Raw genomic sequence first — 17,622 nt, 5'->3', positions numbered from 1 at the left:
GCAGCACCGGGGGCGCGACATCGACCGGAGGAGAGCAGCCTGAACCAGGCCTGGAATGTCGTCGCTCGCGGCGGCAACACCTTCTCCATCCACGTGGAACCCAGTGCCTGGACGTGGAGGGCGGCAGCAAGAACAACGGTGCCCGGCTCATCCTGTGGAAGTGCAAGAACGTCAAGGATCAGTTGCTGAGGCGGCCTTCTCGCGACAGCCGGGCCTGGCCCTCCTTCCGGAGTACCGGGCCGTTCCCACAGCGGAGGCGCTGTCGCTTTTCCGGGGGCCGACGCGGTCTGCGCCGTGAGCTGGGCGACCAGGCGCTGACTGCTGCTCGCCGGGGAAGAGGCGGGCTCAGTGTTGACGTCCAGCAGGTCCGAAACCGCCTTGGCCTCCTGATGGTTCGGGCACCGGGGCGTCGTGGCGTCCGGGCCGGTGAGTGACACGGTTGATGACGGCTACCACTGAAGTGTGGAGCTCCCGGAGAATGGGGCGCTGATAGGGTTCTGACCATGTCCAGCCAACAACAGCCAGGAATGAACAACGCTGGTCAAGGGGGGTCCGCTGGGTACGGCCCTGCCTCGTATGAGACCCAGCAGCCGTATCCGAACGGCGCCACGGTTCCGGGCGGGCATCACCTTCAGCCGACATCGATGCCGGGCCCGGTCCGGGCCGTTCAGGTGCTGTTCTTCGTGATGGGCGGGCTCGGCCTGCTCGCCATGGTGCTCGCCATCGCGGCGGGCAAAGCGGAGGCGGCCGGCTCGATCTGCGTAACGTCTCTCCCGGCGTTCATGGGCCTGGTCAGCGCTTCGCGCTTCCCCAAGAGGAGGCCCAACTCACGGGGCACGGCGCTCATCATCGCTTCGCTGATGATTTTCGTCGGATTCGGCACCGTGGGGCGGGGGCAACCTGCCGGGCTGATCCTGTGCGGGGTTGGTGTCACCATCGTGGTCCTGCTGTCCCAGCGGCAGTCTGGTCACTGGTTCCGTCGACCAGTCCGCCCCTGAAGGCACGAAGCAGAAGAACAGGTCCTCTTGCGATGGTCGATGTGGGCGGCATCGTGGTCGAGCCGTCGGCGTCGCGTCCGGGCCATGTACCTCCTCGATCGATCGCGAGCAGGAAGGCGCACCGTTGCTGACCTGGGGCATGCATCATCGACCAGGGCGTTCCCACAGTGGAGAGGAAGCGTTTTACAAGGCCCCTCGCTGTCAACGCTGACCTGCTGAAACAGACTTCCGTTCAAGGCCCCCTCGTAGGTCGGCACGGTCTCTCCAAGAAGCACGAAGTCGGCGGCCGGGCCATATACGACCCACGCCCCGGCGACCTGGCTCGCTTCGACTGGACCGGCGACACACCCTGACGCCCCGGGTCGACTCGCCCACCGAACCGGCCCGGGCATGCTGGAAGGCGTGACCAGCGTGCCGATCGTCGTGCACCGGCCCTCCCGTACGGGCGGCCGGAGAGTCACTGTGGACGCCGGGCCGGGACGAGTGCCTCGGCACCGCCTACAGCGACTACGGCCTGGTCGTGTTCCTCGAAGGTGCCCGGCATCGGCGACCCCGAGCCGTCCTCGCGTACGGCGCTGAGGACCACGGTCAGGATCTCGTCCGATGCCTCGGGGACAAGGGAATCGCCCGGTTCGGTCAAGGGCCCACGTGCACCGCCGCGCCACTGCCAGGACTTCGTTCACGTCCAGCGTCGGGCCGGTTCCTGCGAGGCGGGGGCCGGTTGGCGAAAGTGGGCGAGCAGTGGAGCGCTGGACGCAGCGCGCCCCCGCTGAGAGGCGGTGTGTCGGCGATGCGCAGCAGGTCGCTGGCGACCAGGCAACTGTGCGAGGGCTTGGGCTGGGACCTGATCGGCCGCCAGGCACGCGGCTTCGTCGTGCAACGCCGGCGTCGAACGGATGGCTGACCGGCACCGGCCCAGTGCCCTGGACCTTCCGCCCGGGGCCGGCCGCACAGGAACAGGGCAACGCTCTGCCCAGAGCACGGAGCTCAGTGAAGCTAACCGAGCGTTAGATATTGGCCACAGATCAGAACTGAAGGTGGTGGATGAGTCAACAGGCGCAATTCCCCTTTACGGGCAGGTACGGGCAGGTACGGGCAGGTACGGGCCCATGAAGGATGTCTCCCGTTCCCAAGGCGGGAACTCACGGGAGGGGATTTCATGAAGATCAGCGGTAGATCCGCCGTTTTCGCCATCGCGGGCGCAGCCATTGCGGCTGTAGGCCTCGCGGCGCCGGCCCAGGCGGACGCGCCTGCAACCGCCAGCGCCACCACCTCCGGAGCCACCGTCGCCGTCCATCCTCGCGGGGACGGTACCCAGCCGTCCGCAGGGCTGGGCAACCCCTCTGAATGGGGTGTGGTGACGTTTAAGATGGACGCTTCGGCGGACTCTGCTCGCCCGTTGTCGGAGGCATGCGTCAACGCCAGTGGCGGCAAATGGTGCTACGGCTGGTACGCAACAGAAGTCAGTCCCGGGGTATTCAATAAGTACTGCACTCGATTTACTTGCACCAGTCGAAGGAGCACGCGTCCACAGTGAAAATCGCCGGTGGCAAGGACTACGATCACGCCGCGGCTGGCGACGTCTCGAACGCCCACCGCGCTGCGGGTTTCGCTTACACCTGCTCTACCTACTACAGCGTAGACTAGGTTCTGATCCCCTGCGTCAAGCGGTAACTCCTCGGTAAGTTGGGTAGACCAGTGTGCCACCCTGGGGCTGTACGGTCGCTCGCGCAGCCTCGGAGTGGCGCCACCTCCCACTCGGACTACCCACTGAACCGGGAAGAGAAATCATGCGCTTTACGTATGCTCGCGTTGTGCCGGTCACTGTGTCTCTCGGGGCGGGTTTACTGCTTGGCCTAGTGGGTCCCGTTGCCGGGAAATGGGATAATCCGGTTTGCGTCGCCGTGAGTATTGTTTTATCTAGCGGTTGGCCGTGGGCCTGTTATGCATTCCTGGTGGGCTATTTCCGTCGATCGAAAATCGAGTCAGCGCTGCTGTCGTTTTTGGGGTTGGGTATCGGCGTAATCACGTACTACCTCTTTAAGGATATGAACCCCACCATTCCTGCCGGAATGGAACCCACCGACTCCATTCCTGCCGGAATGGACCCTGGCGCCTCCAGTGAGGGGCAAATTCGCGTGTGGGGAATAGCGGCTTTCGTGTTCGGCGCACCTGTGGGACTCGTGGGGAACCTAGCGCGAACGCCCGGAGTTGGTGGCCTTCCGTTTCGCCTGCTTGTTCCATTGATCGCCTTCTCCGAGGCCACTCAGCGATTGGGTACAGAGGCGGACTCACAGGGTGCAGTTTTCGCTATGACCTGGAACGTAACTCGCGTCGTAGCATGCGTCGTCGCCGTGGCTCTCATGGGACACACCGTGTGGAGCTGGCGCGTTAGGCGTAGCCGAGCCGACGGGCGAACGGAAGTTGCCGCGCCTGCACGGCGTCTCTGACCCCTCGTTGCGGCTGGCCGCCCGCCGAGCGGGTGATCCGTTCTTCGACCGTGTCCGCCGCGACGCCTCGTACGCAACGCACCCTGTACTGCGGCAGAGGGCTGCTGTTCGTCGCACACGAGATGGCGCGCCGTAGCCGTCGGCGTGCGTCGGCTACGAGAGCCCCCAGGAGAGCGCCCGTGATAGAGCGGGTTATGCCCAGCGCATCCCGATCGCGGACAGCTGCTTCACCCGCTCCGGCGCCAGCGTCGCGGCCCTACTCCGCTGGTTCCCGATCCACGCTCCCAGCCGGAGCTCCTGCTCCTCCTGGTCCTCACCGACGGTCCGTTCGATGTGCTTCCTCGGCACCCGCAGGTTTCCCTCGCGCTCGTAGAACTGCTTGGCGACGGCGTAGTCCATGGCCCATTTGTCGGCCTGCGTACGGCGCGGGGGCGGCTTCTCGTCCTCGGCCGCGGGCTCGATCCCGAGGACCTGCTCACACATCCACTGTTGCACGGTCGTCAGCTTGACCCAGCCGAGCCGGACCGAGCGCACCCACTGGCCCAAGTCCTCGCCCTGGTGCACGACGCCGCCGGGCTTGGTCGCCAGCTCGCGGCCAGCCTCCAGGTGAAGCCGGACGAGGTGGAAGGCCCGCTGCCACTCCACCGGCCAAGCCGGGCACCACGACGGGTCGATGCCCTCCAGTTGTTCGCGCCGCTCCTCCGAGAGCGCCCCGGCCGACGACTCCACCGGCAGGCCCTCGGCACGCCGCTGCTCGTTCTCGGCAGCCTTCCGGGCGGCGGCCCGTGCGTTCTTCAGCCAGATGCCCACGCGGTACCCCTGGTGAGTGGCGTCCAGCGGGGCCAGTAGATGGCCGGCCTCGGCTGCCCACCCGCGGGCTGCCGAGAGCCCTTCCTCCCACGCGACGTCGAAGTGTGACCACACCATGCCGAGCTTTTCCATCTGATCGATGCGGTCGGCATCCATGTCCCTGCGGGCGTAGAAGCGGCGGGCGTCGGCGAGGTCCAGGACGAGCTGGGGCAGAGGGCCGGGCAGGGTGGTCGGCACAGGGCCGAGGGCGAGGTAGACGGTGTCGTCGGTACGGGTGACCTGGTCCAGGCGGAGCCGGGCGGTGCGGCTGACAGACTGGGCGTAGAGCAGGAGGAGCAGGCCCGCGACGCGGGTGGCAGCGGGCAGGTCTGCGTCGTGCAGGAGGCGGCGCACCAGGGCCCAGCGGCGGTCGTGGCCGATTACGGGCATGGGGCCGTCTCCGCTGGTGCGCGGGATGGCGATGGTCTGGGCACGGCGGTGGGCGACGGCCCAGGAGACGAAGGTGCTGGCGACGTAGCGCAGGTAGTAGGTGCCGGTGAGCCAGGCGTCGATGTCGTGCTGGGTTGCGTCGGCGAGGCTGGTGCCGCGATCTCGCAGCCACCGGGCCAGGGCGGTGGCGGCCTGGATGTGGCGGCGGGCCGACAGGGCCTGGTAGTAGGTGGTGGGCGTGGTGGAGGGAAGGCGCCGAAGGGCGTTTGAAGTGGTGCCAGGTCGCGAAGGAGTGGACCGCTTGCCGGTCCACTGCCGTCTCCAGTCGAGCCAGTTCTCGCGGCAGTCACCGTTCCAGCGTGGCGAGTTGTTCGTCGCGTGGGGGCAGAACGCCGTCAGCCACGAGGGCTGCTCGCAGGTAAGCGACCGTGGCCGCGGGGCGCAGGCCGTCCAGGAGCCGGTGCAACTCGTCTACGACACGGCTCAGAAGCACGGCGTCCCGCACACGGTCGCAGCTGAGCTGCTCGCCCACTCCCGCCCGTGTATCTACCTCCTCGAATTCGACGATCTGTCCTCGGCTCACCGGGAAACCGCCCGCCCGGCCGCCCGCACGGGCGGACTGCCCTCACTCCCGGACGATGCCGACTGGCTCGACGGCATGGAACCCCTCGTCCTGACCGTCGATTGCGTGTCCCCGCTGCACGAGGTGTTGCCCATTGAGCTGCCGATGGCCACCTGCTCTTCTTCCTGAGATCGAGTACGAGCCGGAGAACTCCGCAGTGCTCCACGTGTCCGCAGGAGCGAAGACCACCGAGCGTCCCCCGACGTACGACTTCGGTGGTGGATCCGCGCATGTCACGGTCTGCGAACCGCAGCCCCTCTACCCCGTTATCGGACTGATCCTGCATGGCGAGTGGCAGTATGCTCCCGTGAGGCGCGCCTTCCTGGACGACGGCGACGGCAACGAAGACGTACTGGATGAGTTCGAGGAGACTTCCTCGAACTGGCCGCAGGAGGTGCCGAGTTCGGCGTGTGCGTCCAGCTCGGCGGCTTTTCCAGTCCTTGGGACATGGCCCCCGAGGAGGGTGACCTCGTCCTCTTCGCCCAGATAGCCGGCCAGGCGATCGACCACGACGTCTACACCCTGAACCTGATCACAGGTACCAGGCAAGACATCGCTGCGCGCGGCTATACCGCATTGGAATACACGCAGCAGTGCTGATCAGAAGGGAAGCCGGTCGTGTCCTGCGACAGTCGGCCCGCCGGCCTGGTCCGGTGCCAGGGAAGGACACCGGGGTGGAAGCCGCGGTAGGGACCGTGCCTGGCCCGGCAATGAGCGTCATCAGCGCAGGGCGGTGACGTTGGCCGGTGAGCCGACTCCTCCGGTCAGATCGAGAGGCTTGACGGTGAGAAGGCCGTCCCGACGGCCAGTGGCGCGGCAGTTCTGGGAACACGGTGGGAAAGCTGTGGCGGCATCCTGGCCCGTATCGTGGCCCGCGAGGTCCCGACGGTGGCAGGTGTCTGGTTGGTGTTCTTCGTTTAGTTCGCTGGGCGTTGGATGTGGGTGCCGGGGATCGTTGCTGGTAGTGAGTGGGTTGTTTGCTTTGGTGATCTTGTTGCTGAGTTCGGGCTTATCATCGTGGTGCGCTCGGGTGGAGCTGGGGTGCTGTGGTGGGGGTGGTAGGGGTAGTTGGGCGTAGGCCGGTCACGGCGGGGCCGGGTCTGGTGGGGCTGGATCTGGTGGGGGTGTCATGTGGGGCTGGTGGTCGTGGTGGTGTTGAGGAGTTTTTCGAACAGGAACTCGTGTTTGAGGAAGGACGCGTCGTACTCGTGGTCTGGGTAGGGCGGGATGAGTTGTGAGGCCTGGAACAGGCGCCAGCCGTCGAGGAGTGCCGCGATGCCGGTGGTGTACGGGGGCTCGTCGCCGTCCCCGGTGGTGGGTGAGGTGGCGCCTGTGCCGTCGTGGCGTGCCCAGCCGATGACGCTGCTGTCGAGGGAGGAGTTGTTCAGGTAGAGGACGAGGACCTGCTGTCGGACGGTGCTGGTGAGGGCGGGTTCGGCGGTCGTGGGCTGTGTGGTCACGGTGGACGGCTCCTGGTGTGAGGCGATGGCGGGGGAGGGGGGTGAAGGCGGTGGGCGGGGCGGCGCTCAGGTGTGGGCGGTGTTCCTGCCGGGCCGGTTGGTCACCCGGGTTACCCAGTGGTCCAGATCGAAGGACGGGTCCCCGGTCAGTGCCCGCCACAGCCTGATCCGGTTGTGCAACTCCAGCCGCCCGGTCGCCTGCTCGTACCACGGGAACCGGGTCCGCAGCTCCTCGGCCACTGCCGGGTCGCCGAGGTCGTCGGTGTTCCACAGGCGGACCTGCGGGACGGTCGGATTGAGGCGGATCTTGAACATGTAGCGCGGGACACCGCTGTCGTTGCGCCGGCCGCTGTGCCAGATGCCGTGGTGCAGGATCAGCACCGTGCCCGCCTCACACACCATCCGCTGCTGGCCGAGCAGGTTCTGGTACCGGCCGGTGTCGCTCTCGTTGGTGCGCCGCAGATGGCTGCCCGGCACGATCAGGGTCCCGCCGGCCTCCAGTGTCACCGCGCGCGGGTAGTACATGAGCTGGACGTCGAAGGCGTCTGGCCGGACATCGATGATGGCGTCACCGTGCAGCGGCTGGGCCTGGCCCTCCTGGGGCTGCCGGATGTGCACGGCGTGGTGGTCGATGGTGGGGTCGGGTCCGACCAGGCTGGAGAGCGCACCGGCTATGGCCGGGAGGTCGAGCAGGCTGCGTGCGAAGGAGCCCTCGGGGAACGCCTCGGCGACCGGGGTGCCGTAGGGGACGGCGGGCACGCCCGCGGCGAGCACACCGAGGGCTTGGTCGTTGAGGGCGTCGGGGACGACGGAGTTGAGGCGCAGATAGCCGTGGGCCACGAACCGGGCCATGCGCGCCGAGGTCAGGAGCTGTTCGCGAGCGGGTCGGGCGGCCATGTTCTCCTCCGGTCGACAGAGCGGGAGCGGGCGGTTTCTCGTGGTTCGTCTCCACGACGCTAGAGGGCGGCCAGCCTGGGACGCGTGGGCCTTGCTCACCACTACTGGTAAATTTTCACCATGACGGGCGTGACGGGCGTGACGGGCGTGACGGGTATGACGGGGGCAGCGCCCCGGTTCCAGCCGCAGCGGGTCCCGGTCCGGCTCGACTCGCCCCCGCGCATCGAGGGACTCGGTGTCGGCGTCCACGGCACGCGGAGTCTCCGCGATGTCTTCCGCCTGCCCGGCCTGTGGCAGCTGCATCTCTACCGCTACACCGCCGAGCTCACGGTCGACGGCGTCGCGTACACCGTGCGGCCCGGTTACGTCAGCCTCGTCCCGCCCGGTGTCCTGGTGCGCTACCGCTATCGCGGGCGCTCCGAGCACCTGTACGCCCATCTGCGGCTACCCGACCGCGGGGCGGCCCGCACCGTGCCGGTGGTGCAGAATGCGGGGGCTCAGACGGCTCTGCTCTCCAGCCTCCTGCTCCAGGCCATCGCGGCTGTCCCCAGGGCCCCGGCGCAGGCGGTCGCCGAGGTGTGGTCGGCGTTGTGGCGCGTGGCGCAGCTGTCCGTGGCCACCGGTACGGGCGGCGGGCACCCCGCCGTCGCGGCCGCGATTGCGTATGTTGAGTCGTGTCTGGCCGAGCCGCTCACTGTGCCGGACGTGGCGCGTGGGGCGGGCGTCTCGCACAACCACCTCACGCGGCTTTTCCGGGCCGAGACCGGGGACACGGTCGTGGCTCACATCCGGCACCGCCGCATGGAGCGGGCCAGGCACCTGCTGCGCGAGACGACGCTGCCGATCGCGACGATCGCGGCGTCGGTGGGGGTCGCGGACCTCCAGGCGTTCAACAAGGCCTGCCGCCGCGAACTCGGTGCCTCGCCGCGGGCGATCCGCGAGGGAGCGCCCGGCCCCGGCGCCTGAGGATGTTCCCCGACGCGGCGCGCTGCCTGATCCTGCCCTCGCAGCCCTCTACGGCTACCTGACCAGTGGCAGCCAACCGCCGCAGAAGAGAACGGCCTACCCCGGGCACAGATGCCGCGCCGTACCCCACACCGCCAGAAATGCCGTCGACGTCGCGTGGCTGTCACCGCGGCGCCCGGCCCGCCGCGCAGGTGCCGCCCCGTAGATCGTCCGGCTCTTGGACCAGTGCACGGTGGTGGCGTCGTAGGGGTCATGGGAGCAGCAGGAACGACACCGGTACCGGGAACTCCAACGCAAAGTGGCCTCACGTCTCTGGGTGAGGTGGCGTGCCGTTATCGGGCGGATGAGATCTGCCCGGACCTGCCGATGGTTGCTGCCGGGGCACGGGCGGCAGGGCTGGAGACCCCGGCGCTGTGCGGGCTTGCCGGTTTGCCCGGCAACGCGGATGCCCGCGATATCCGCGACGCGTTCGGGCAAGCACTTTCCGAGGCCGGGGTCGGGTTGCCCGATCAGGGCCTTGCACGACGCCATGCTCTGCGACGGCTGGCGGCGCGGCTGGTCCATGGGGACATCGCTACCGCCGGCCTGGCGACGGATGACTGGTGGGAGACGGAGGCCGAATCCGCGGAGGAGCAATCGTTTGTATCGCTGATCCCTCAGTGCGGGTGCTGTGCTGATCCCTCGGTGCGGGTGTTGTATTGAGTACACGTTGGGGTTTGATCTGCGGACGTGGGCGGCCGAGTTGCGGAGCGCCGCGTTCGCCTGACTTCGTCTTCGCCGGTCGGCCCCGGTTGCTGACTCTGTCCTGGCGGCGTGCGCGAGCAGCACGCGGCCCGAACCGGGCAAGTCGCGCCCGCGCCGTGGCCGGAGCATCTACCCCCGCTCGCTGGATGGTGAGGGGGCCAGGGCGAGGCGACGGGACGGGTAGGATCCGCAGGGCTTCGCGGCCGTGCTGCAGGGGCCTGATGGGCGACCGGGCCTGGGAGCTCCCGGGCGCCGGTGGCTGGCTGGATGTGCGGGAGGACTTACCCGCGTACACGACGCGGATCCGGCTGCAGACACCATCGGCTGGTTGCTGCCGTCCATGAGCGGTCGGCCGCGAGACGGTGCGCTCGATCCGCGTCCCGAGCGCCGCAACACCCGCTCCACCCCGCGGTACGGACCGCGCGCTCGTCCCTGCCGGCCGGCGCCCGAGTCCGAGGCACCGGTCCGTACACGTGAAGCCGCGTCACCGGGCTGCCTGGAGGCGCTGGCCGCTGGCCAGGCAACTCGGCCGCGGTGGCTGTACGTCCCTGCCGCAGCGGTAGCACGCGCAGCACGCCCTGATTCCTGCGGGCTGAGGGCCGCGAGCCTCTGCTCACCACGCCGGATACGGACCGGCCCCGACACGGCGGAACGCAGCACTCTGCCTGCGGCATCGTGCAGCTTGTCCGATCTCCCGGTGCCACCGGCCTTCCCTGACAGCACCCCGCCCATCGGCGACGCAGTCCTTGGATGCGGCGGGGAAGCCTGCCGCCGACCGGCGGCGCGGAGGGAGAGTGAAACCCAGTTGTTCCGGTGGCTCTTCCGGAACATCTCTTCCAGCCCCCGCTGCCTCGACGGCCCCGGGCAGGGCGGGTCAGTCTGACGCCACTGGTGCCGCGCTGTCACCTGCTGGGGCTCACCGAGACGGGCCGCGGCCCTGGCATACACCTCGAGAAAGACCTCTGGCCGACCCCACTGGCGCTCCTCGCACAGCCGTCTGAAGACCGCTTGATCCACTCGTGCCTCGCCTCCGGGCTCCGTTTTCAACGCCATGCCCGTTCGCCGGCGACCCTGGCGTGGTCCTCCGAACCGAAGCAGCCCCGGTGCGCAACCGGACACAAGTCCGAAAGTCCGATTACGTAGGCCCCCGCGCCACCGGGCAGCTCTCGGAACGCCGGTGACCAGGACCAGCGCCTTCGAAACGGCACGCCCATTCGATGACGTCTGGATTCATTGAACTTTTATACACAAACGGTTTCCTGTAACTCGCACCGCGGGCCAACTCGGGGGATCCAGCTGGGGGCCCCGGCCCGTGACCGGGAAGGAAACCGACCCGATGAACATGCGCAAGCACCTCGCCCTCTCCGTGGCCGCCGTGGCAGTGGGCTCCGGCCTGGCCTTCGCCCCGCTGGCCTCGGCGGCCCCGCAATCCGCCGCCGCCAGCTGCTCCTACCCGTACGTCTGCTTCTACAAGGGCTCCACGAAGACGGGCTCGTTCAAGGACGTCACCAGCGGCTGGCAGAACCTCGGTGGCAGTAAGGGCGCCACCAAGATGGTGAACACCCGCGACGACGACGTCGTGTACACGCACTTCACCAACGGCAAGACGTACTGCAGCTATCCCAACACCACCACCACGTTCAACTCCTGGGTGGTCGACAAGGTGCGCATCAGCTCCGCTTCCAGCTGCTGATCCGCGCCGCAACATCGATGGCCCGCACTCACCCGACGGAGAGTGCGGGCCGTCCGCGGCATGCCGGCCGTGTCCGCGGGCCCCTCCGGTTTCCCTCTCACCCGCTGTGACTTCAAGAGACGGTCACCGGTCACAGTTCATTCGACTGAGCGTGAACGAGACCTGCCGCCTGCTGAGCAGACTCGCCCGCGCCGTCCGGCACGAAGCCGGACACATCCTGCACTGGTCACGCCGGCGACGGCGCCACCAGCACCGAGCCCGGGTCGGCCACTACCGCCGCCGCGGTCACCGCCCCCCGTAACGTGGCGGAGTGCCTTACCTGGTCACTGTGATCATCAGGATCGGCCGCACCGTCCGGCCGCATCGTCACGGGGCGCGGCGTGACGTCGGTCCGGCAGTGTCAGTTCGGGTGCTGTCCGATCAAGTCCAGCACCTCGGCGGTGGTCCTTGCATCGCCGAACGACCGCCTAGATGGTGTGCAGGGCGGCATGGTGGTCCTGGTCGCGCCGGGCCGCGTTCGCGTCGGTGATCATCAGCACGTACCCCAGTCGATGCCCTGGTGATCGAGGTCGGCCTGATGGGTCCGGGCGCCCTGGCGCATCCCGTCGAGGCGGCGCTGCTGATCCGGGGGCAGGCTGCCGTTGCTGCCCAGCCAGGCCAGGACGTCGGCCTGGTCTGCTGTGGAGTACGCGATGTTGTGACTCGTGATCGCCATGGTGGCAAGCAGGACTGACATTCGATGATGCGGGTCATGCGTCCAACGGGCGGTTACGGCGGCCGGACCGTGCGGGTGGTGCGGAACGTGCCCGATCCGGTGCACTCGACGGGCGCGCGACAATCCGGCTGACCTCCGGTGCCCTAGGGGGTGTTCCCACCACAGATCCGGGAGCCTGCCGGAGAGGGAAACCGCGTCCACGCTTCTACCATTGCCCCCTCGCGACCGACCTAGGGGTGCCAGGCCCATCGCCCTGCCGCCCCGGTCGCCGTCGGTGCCGGCGGAAGCCGCCGCAAGGGGGTGTGGTGGTGTCCGTCCCCTCCTTTGGTGGTGCGCCCCGGGCTGGTGGCCGGGGGCACCGCACGGTGCCGGGCCGCTGGTCGAGGGCACCGGATTTGGCCTGCTCCACCAGGCCGTGGAACTGGTCCTCGCTCATCTGTACCTGTTCGCCGATGTCGTCCGTGATCCGTATGCGGCGCTCCGGTTCCGCGGCGGGATCGGTGAACAGTGGGGGCAGCCGCATTTGCAGCTGCCGCAGAAGGCGGCCAGGGGCCTGTGCCTCGTTTTCGCGCACGGTGTACCGCCTTTGGTGTCGGGACTCAGAGGGGGCGGCGGCCGCTGACGCAAGCCGTGCCCGGCGCCTGGATGACCCGAAACCCCTGTTGAGGGAAAGCGAGAAGTGCGGCACCGAGGGAAAACTGGAAGGGGTGAGTGAACGACCCCCTGGAGGAGGCCTCCGCCGTGGCGGGCGGGTTGTGTTCTCACGGGTCGATGAGGTGCGAGCGGATGGCCTCGGTCCCCACGCGGCCGCGGCCGGTGAACCAGAGGTTGAAGGACACTCTCTCGCCGGGTTTCAGCGTGGGCGGGTCGAGGACGGCGATATGGATGCCGCCTCGCTTCATCCGCAGGGTGCTGTGCGCGGGGACGGTCACTTTCGTCGCCCGCCGGATGGCACCGGGTTTTCTCCTGTCGGGTTCGCGCAGCATGGAGACTCCCAGCTGTGGGGAGTCGGCGTAGACCAGGGTGTCGTCGCGGTCTCCGGTGTTGCGGATTTCGAAGTACGCGGCAGCCACCCGTTCGGGGGACTGGACGATGCGGCCGGCGCTGACCTGGATCTGGGGCGCGGGTTCTCCGGCCGCGCCCGTCGCGGTGTAGCCGGTCAGGAGGGCCAGGGCCAGGGCGCAGCCGCCTACCGGGACCAGTGCCGCCCGCGCTCCCCGGACCACCGCCTCTGGCAGGCGGCGCCGCGGCGGGGTGTGGTCATCGGTCGCTGAGGACATCGTTCTTCCTTCCCGTACGGTCCCTACGGCCCTGCACGCTGGCCGCTGAGTCGTGTGACGTGGAGGGAGCGGGCGGTGTGCCGGTCTGCCGCCTGCCCGGGGTGTAGGTCCGCAGCCGCAGGCTGTTGGTGACGACCAGGACGGAGCTGGCGGACATGGCCGCCGCGGCGACCATGGGGTTGAGCCAGCCGGTCGCGGCCAGCGGGACGGTGACCACGTTGTAGCCGAAGGCCCACAGGAGGTTGGTGCGGATGGTGCTCAGGGTGCGCCGGGTGAGCCGGATGGCGTCGACCACGGCCAGCATGTCCTCCCGTACGAGGGTGATGTCGGCGGCGCCGATGGCGGCGTCGGTGCCGCCTCCCATGGCCATGCCCAGGTCGGCGGTGGCCAGGGCGGCGGCGTCGTTGACTCCGTCGCCGATCACCGCGACGCACCGGCCCTCGGCGCGCAGCGCGGTGACGATCTCTTCCTTGCCCTCCGGGCTCACCCCGGCATGCACCTTGTCGATGCCGGCCTGCTGGGCCATCGCCCGGGCCGGGGCGGTCCCGTCGCCGGTCACCAGCACCGGCTCGATGCCCAGTGCGCGCATCGCCTCGACCGCCTGACGGCTGGTGGGCCGCAGGGTGTCACCGACGGCGATCAGCCCGGCCGGGCGGTCGTCGATCTCCACGATCACGGCGGTGTGCGCGGCACGCTCGGCGGCCTTGCGTGCCTGGCGCAGTGCGTCCGGCAGCGGTTCCGAGGGGCGCGGGCGCCGTACGCGCACCCGGTGGCCCCCGACGCGGCCGGACACCCCCTGACCGGGGTGGGCCCGGAAGCCGGTCACCTCCGGCAGACCGCTCTCACCGTCCGCATCGCGGCGGGCGGCGGCCACCACGGCCCGGCCGATGGGGTGTTCGGAGCCCGCTTCCACGGCCGCGGCCAGCCGGAGCACCTCCTTCGCCCCCGGCCCGTCCTCCGCCACGCTTACGCCGGCCAGGGACATGCGGCCGGTGGTGAGCGTGCCGGTCTTGTCCAGCACCGCGGTGTCCACGCGGCGCAGCCGCTCCAGCGCTTCGGGGCCGCGGACCAGGACACCCAGCTGCGCCCCTCGTCCGCTGGCCACCAGGAACGCGGTCGGTGTGGCCAGTCCCAGCGCGCAGGGGCAGGCCACGACGAGGACGGCCACGGCCGTGGTGACGGCCGCCTCGCCCGCCGCGCCGGCGCCGAGCCAGAAGCTCAGCACGGTGGCGGCGATGGCCACGATGACGGGTACGAAGACGCCCGCCACCTGGTCGGCGAGCCGCTGGATGCGGGCCTTGCCCGCCTGGGCCTCGGTCACCAGCCGTGTGATGCGGGCGAGTTGGGTCTCGGCGCCGACGGCCGTGGCCCGTACGAGGAGCAGCCCGCCGGCGTTGACCGCACCACCGGTCACGGAGGCCCCGGGGGTCACCTCCACCGGCACGCTCTCGCCCGTGACCAGGGACAGGTCCAGCGCCGATGCGCCCTCGACGACGACCCCGTCGGTGGCGACCTTCTCACCGGGCCGCACCACGAACTCCTGCCCCGCGGTGAGCGCGGACACCGGGATACGGCGGTTGCCGCCCGGCTCCCGCAACTCCACGTCCTTGGCGCCCAGTTCGGCCAGCGCCCGCAGCGCCGAACCGCTCCGGTGCCGGGCCCGCGCCTCCAGATGCCTGCCGATGAGGACGAACAGCGGGACGGCGACCGCCGCCTCCAGATAGATGTGGGGCACACCGTCGTCGGCGGAGGGCAGCAGGCTGAAGGGCATCCGCATGCCCGGCAGGCCGGCGCCGCCCCACAACAGTGCGTACGCGGACCACGCGTAGGAGGCGAGGACACCGAGGGAGACCAGGGTGTCCATGGTGGCCGCGGCGTGCCGCAGACCGCGCAGCGCCCGCTGGTGGAAGGGCCAGGCACCCCAGGTCGCGACGGGTGTGGCAAGGGTGAAACACACCTGCTGCCACCGGTCGAACTGCCAGGCGGGAACCATCGAAAGCACCATCACGGGCACCGCCAGCACCGCGGTGACGAAGAGCCGCTCCACGTCACCGGCTTCCTCACGGCCCTGCCCATCGGCCCCGCCCATGGAATCCGCAGAACCCGTGGCATCCGCAGAACCCGTGGCATCCGCAGAATCCGCGGTATCCGCGGCATCCGCAGAAGAGGACAGGCCCTCGCCCGTGGCCCCGGCGGCAGGGGCGGGGAGCTGGGCGGTGTAACCGGCCCGTTCGACGGTGGCGATCAGCTCCTCCCGGGTGACGGTCTCCGGATGACAGACCCGCGCCGTGCCCATGGCCAGGTTCACGGTGGCGCTCACGCCCTCGACGCGGGCCAGCTTCTTCTCCACCCGGTTCACACAGGCCGCGCACGTCATGCCACCGATCAGCAGATCCGTGGTGCGCGCGGGTGTATCGGAGGTGCCGGCCGGTCGGGACGTGGCGTCCGGGCGCTGGCTCATCGCACCCCCGCCCACGCGCGGTGGCCCAGCGGCCCCATGCCGTGGGTGCCCATGCCCCCGCCCCCCTCGTCCTGCGGCACGCTGCGGTGGATACCGGGCGCCACCGGCCCGGCGGCCCGCCCCACGGCGTAGGAGGCAGCCATCAGCACCACCAGGAGGACAAGGAACCCGGCCAGCGCGGGAGGCGGCAGCACACGACGCACCCAAGCCCCGCGTGGCTCCGCATGGTCGGGCGCCGGTCGCGGCGGCGCGGCGGTATCGGTCAACGGCATGGTCGGCACTCCCCTGTACGGGCTTCCGGAAAACGGCTGGGCTCCGCTCACCCTTACGGGCCGGCGCGGCAGACCGCTCACCGCACCAAGGCTCTGTCACACACGGAGAAGACCGCCCCAGCCGGGAACTGTCCGGGCCTGCCGCCCGACCTATGCAGGGTGAGAACTCTCCGCCCCCCCCGCCGCGGCCGGTGAGCCGGACGGCCCCTCAGCGCAATACGCCCGCCGGGACCACACCCTGTGGCCCGCCTCACGCCACCCTTGCGGGAACTCCTCACTCCGGCGGCCCGACTACTGGACTGGAACCGGCCCCGGCCGACCGGCACCGCCCCCGATCCAGGAGCTCCCATGCCCGCCGAACCCGCCCCCGCCGACACGAAGGGACGGAGCGCAGCCACCGGACCCCCGCAACAAGAGGCGCGGCCGGACACCCCGCAACAAAGAAGACGCGGCCGCAGCGACCGACTCCGAAGGCGCCCGCCGCGCCCAGCCGGCGCGGCGCCCGGCGGCAGGCGCCCTCGTACGCCCTCGCCACGCTGACCATCCCCGCCACGCTGACCATCGCTATCGCCGGTGCTCGGCTACTGCCTGCCGCTCCTCGCCCTTGCCCTCGGCCGCCTGACCGGCCGGCGCAGGAAACGGACGCAGACAGCCGGCACGTGAGATGAACACCGGCGCCCATATGCACGTATTCCCCATCGAAAGCATCACCGTCCCCACCTCCGTACATCAGGAGCGATGACCATGACCGAGATCCGTTACATCGTCACCGGCATGAGCTGCGGACACTGCGTCGCCAGCATCACCGAAGAGGTCTGCGAGGTGTCCGGGGTCAGCGAGGTCAGCGTCGACCTCCCGTCGAACGAGGTCACGGTGCGCGGCGCCACCCTCGACGACGAGCAGGTACGCGCCGCCATCACCGAAGCGGGATACAGCGTCACCGGCGTGGTCTGACCCCGCATCGGACGGCCCGGGCGCAGCCGCGGCCCCTGCCACGGCACACACGGCCCCTGCACGGCCACGCGCCCTGCGGCCCCGCTCATCACTGTTCGCGCCGCCACCTGAGAGAAGGCCAGCGATGCCCAACCGGCAGACCACGCCGACCGCGCCCGGGACATCGGGAACGCGGCCGGACACCCCTGAGGACGAAGACGCCACACCCGGGCACGGTGACCCACCCCGGCACGGTGACCGGTGATCGCCGCGACGGGCCTGCGCTGGGTCCTGACCCTGCTGTTCGTCGTGCCCGCCCTCTCCGCGATGTGGCGCACCGGCGCGCCCGGAGGCGCCGGAGGCGGCCCGGGCGCGGTCGAGAGGGTCGCACACCTGCTGCACGCGGTGATGGCCCTCGCCATGGCGGCGACGGTGTGGCCCTGGGGCATGACCCTCCCCGCCGGACCGCAGATCGCGCTGTTCACACTGGGCGCGGCGTGGTTCGCGGGAGTGGCTCTGGCACGGCCGGCTCCAGCCTCCCGCACACACGCCCTACGAGGCGCTCTCCCGCACGTCGTCATGATGGGCGCGATGGCCTGGATGGCCGCCGCGATGGTCTCGTCGAGCTCGATGGCGGGACACGGCGGCTCCCACGACATGGCCAACATGCCGGGGATGGACATGTCCGGCGGCTCCGGCACCGTGACCATGACTCTCACCGACACCGGCCCGAGACTGACTGCCGGGCTGCTGGCCGGGGTGCTGCTCATGCTGGCCCTGCGGTGGCTGGCGCGCAGCTTCGACGCCGCCCGGCTCGCCGAGGCCACCGGCCCGCGGCGCCCCGCAGCGCCGGTCGAGCGCGACGCGTTCAGCCTCGCCTGCCACAGCGCCA

17 protein-coding genes are annotated in these 17,622 nt (G+C 69.8%); 9 read left to right on the top strand and 8 right to left on the bottom strand.

What is annotated here, in order from left to right:
* Positions 1–503 precede the first annotated feature (503 nt).
* On the top strand, positions 504–998 hold the full coding sequence (locus SSOG_RS00085; protein ID WP_154685871.1) for a hypothetical protein: 495 nt from the start codon (positions 504–506) through the stop codon (positions 996–998).
* A 457-nt stretch (positions 999–1,455) separates the two neighbouring features.
* On the opposite strand, the gene SSOG_RS00080 is transcribed toward SSOG_RS00085, so the two are convergent.
* A complete protein-coding gene (locus SSOG_RS00080; protein WP_009712129.1) occupies positions 1,456–1,638 on the bottom strand; it encodes a hypothetical protein in 183 nt (60 codons plus the stop codon).
* A gap of 893 nt (positions 1,639–2,531) precedes the next feature.
* On the opposite strand from SSOG_RS00080, the gene SSOG_RS58165 reads away from it, so the two are divergent.
* Complete coding sequence (locus SSOG_RS58165; protein ID WP_167542442.1) at positions 2,532–2,645, top strand: hypothetical protein; 114 nt, start codon at positions 2,532–2,534, stop codon at positions 2,643–2,645.
* A gap of 995 nt (positions 2,646–3,640) precedes the next feature.
* On the opposite strand, the gene SSOG_RS00075 is transcribed toward SSOG_RS58165, so the two are convergent.
* A complete protein-coding gene (locus SSOG_RS00075; RefSeq protein ID WP_425385398.1) occupies positions 3,641–4,687 on the bottom strand; it encodes a helicase associated domain-containing protein in 1,047 nt (348 codons plus the stop codon).
* 301 nt (positions 4,688–4,988) lie between these two features.
* On the opposite strand from SSOG_RS00075, the gene SSOG_RS55285 reads away from it, so the two are divergent.
* Both SSOG_RS55285 and SSOG_RS55280 read left to right on the top strand, forming a co-directional pair.
* On the top strand, positions 4,989–5,438 hold the full coding sequence (locus SSOG_RS55285) for a hypothetical protein (RefSeq protein WP_039936157.1): 450 nt from the start codon (positions 4,989–4,991) through the stop codon (positions 5,436–5,438).
* A gap of 279 nt (positions 5,439–5,717) precedes the next feature.
* The gene (locus SSOG_RS55280) at positions 5,718–5,909 is read left to right on the top strand and encodes a hypothetical protein (RefSeq protein WP_009712125.1); all 192 of its coding nucleotides are present in this window, start codon (positions 5,718–5,720) and stop codon (positions 5,907–5,909) included.
* Positions 5,910–6,436: 527 nt separating this feature from the next.
* Here the strand turns inward: SSOG_RS55280 and SSOG_RS00060 are convergent.
* Positions 6,437–6,769: a hypothetical protein gene (locus SSOG_RS00060; protein WP_009712124.1), complete on the bottom strand. Its 333-nt coding sequence runs from the start codon at positions 6,767–6,769 to the stop codon at positions 6,437–6,439.
* Positions 6,770–6,835: 66 nt separating this feature from the next.
* On the bottom strand, positions 6,836–7,666 hold the full coding sequence (locus tag SSOG_RS00055) for a phytanoyl-CoA dioxygenase family protein (RefSeq protein ID WP_009712123.1): 831 nt from the start codon (positions 7,664–7,666) through the stop codon (positions 6,836–6,838).
* Between the two features lie 156 nt (positions 7,667–7,822).
* Here SSOG_RS00055 and SSOG_RS00050 point away from each other — a divergent pair, with 156 nt between their 5' ends.
* The 3 genes from SSOG_RS00050 to SSOG_RS00040 all read left to right on the top strand — a co-directional run bounded on the left by SSOG_RS00050 (position 7,823) and on the right by SSOG_RS00040 (position 11,069).
* Positions 7,823–8,632, top strand: a complete 810-nt coding sequence (locus tag SSOG_RS00050; protein WP_050799703.1) for an AraC family transcriptional regulator — start codon at positions 7,823–7,825, stop codon at positions 8,630–8,632.
* 321 nt (positions 8,633–8,953) lie between these two features.
* Complete coding sequence (locus tag SSOG_RS00045; protein ID WP_154685870.1) at positions 8,954–9,334, top strand: hypothetical protein; 381 nt, start codon at positions 8,954–8,956, stop codon at positions 9,332–9,334.
* Positions 9,335–10,712: 1,378 nt separating this feature from the next.
* Positions 10,713–11,069 carry a hypothetical protein gene (locus tag SSOG_RS00040; RefSeq protein ID WP_039936156.1) on the top strand — a complete coding sequence of 119 codons (357 nt, stop codon included), beginning with the start codon at positions 10,713–10,715 and terminating at the stop codon, positions 11,067–11,069.
* A gap of 532 nt (positions 11,070–11,601) precedes the next feature.
* On the opposite strand, the gene SSOG_RS00035 is transcribed toward SSOG_RS00040, so the two are convergent.
* The 4 genes from SSOG_RS00035 to SSOG_RS00015 all read right to left on the bottom strand — a co-directional run bounded on the left by SSOG_RS00035 (position 11,602) and on the right by SSOG_RS00015 (position 15,719).
* Entirely contained in the window at positions 11,602–11,784 is a 183-nt protein-coding gene (locus SSOG_RS00035) for a DUF7691 family protein (protein WP_245606172.1), read from the bottom strand.
* Positions 11,785–12,545: 761 nt separating this feature from the next.
* Positions 12,546–13,064, bottom strand: a complete 519-nt coding sequence (locus SSOG_RS00025) for a copper chaperone PCu(A)C (protein WP_009712118.1) — start codon at positions 13,062–13,064, stop codon at positions 12,546–12,548.
* A complete protein-coding gene (locus SSOG_RS00020) occupies positions 13,045–15,525 on the bottom strand; it encodes a heavy metal translocating P-type ATPase (RefSeq protein WP_009712117.1) in 2,481 nt (826 codons plus the stop codon). Before SSOG_RS00020 ends, SSOG_RS00025 begins: the two co-directional genes overlap by 20 nt.
* Positions 15,522–15,719, bottom strand: a complete 198-nt coding sequence (locus SSOG_RS00015) for a hypothetical protein (protein WP_425385397.1) — start codon at positions 15,717–15,719, stop codon at positions 15,522–15,524. Before SSOG_RS00015 ends, SSOG_RS00020 begins: the two co-directional genes overlap by 4 nt.
* A gap of 822 nt (positions 15,720–16,541) precedes the next feature.
* Here SSOG_RS00015 and SSOG_RS00010 point away from each other — a divergent pair.
* Both SSOG_RS00010 and SSOG_RS00005 read left to right on the top strand, forming a co-directional pair.
* Positions 16,542–16,751, top strand: coding sequence for a heavy-metal-associated domain-containing protein (locus SSOG_RS00010; RefSeq protein WP_039940372.1), 210 nt, complete (start codon positions 16,542–16,544; stop codon positions 16,749–16,751).
* A gap of 240 nt (positions 16,752–16,991) precedes the next feature.
* The coding region (locus SSOG_RS00005) for a DUF5134 domain-containing protein (RefSeq protein ID WP_009712114.1) at positions 16,992–17,622 on the top strand (631 nt) is incomplete at its 3' end.

This window comes from Streptomyces himastatinicus ATCC 53653, assembly GCF_000158915.1.
Classification (GTDB): domain Bacteria; phylum Actinomycetota; class Actinomycetes; order Streptomycetales; family Streptomycetaceae; genus Streptomyces; species Streptomyces himastatinicus.
This window is presented reverse-complemented; position numbering and strand designations above follow the sequence as displayed.

Excerpts from the sequence above, each read along its gene's own strand:
- SSOG_RS00085 (WP_154685871.1), top strand. The coding sequence starts at position 504 with ATGTCCAGCCAACAACAGCCAGGAATGAACAACGCTGGTCAAGGGGGG.
- SSOG_RS00075 (WP_425385398.1), bottom strand. The coding sequence starts at position 4,687 with ATGCCCGTAATCGGCCACGACCGCCGCTGGGCCCTGGTGCGCCGCCTC.
- SSOG_RS00055 (WP_009712123.1), bottom strand. The coding sequence starts at position 7,666 with ATGGCCGCCCGACCCGCTCGCGAACAGCTCCTGACCTCGGCGCGCATG.
- SSOG_RS00050 (WP_050799703.1), top strand. The coding sequence starts at position 7,823 with ATGACGGGGGCAGCGCCCCGGTTCCAGCCGCAGCGGGTCCCGGTCCGG.
- SSOG_RS00040 (WP_039936156.1), top strand. The coding sequence starts at position 10,713 with ATGAACATGCGCAAGCACCTCGCCCTCTCCGTGGCCGCCGTGGCAGTG.
- SSOG_RS00035 (WP_245606172.1), bottom strand. The coding sequence starts at position 11,784 with ATGGCGATCACGAGTCACAACATCGCGTACTCCACAGCAGACCAGGCC.
- SSOG_RS00025 (WP_009712118.1), bottom strand. The coding sequence starts at position 13,064 with ATGTCCTCAGCGACCGATGACCACACCCCGCCGCGGCGCCGCCTGCCA.
- SSOG_RS00020 (WP_009712117.1), bottom strand. The coding sequence starts at position 15,525 with ATGAGCCAGCGCCCGGACGCCACGTCCCGACCGGCCGGCACCTCCGAT.
- SSOG_RS00010 (WP_039940372.1), top strand. The coding sequence starts at position 16,542 with ATGACCGAGATCCGTTACATCGTCACCGGCATGAGCTGCGGACACTGC.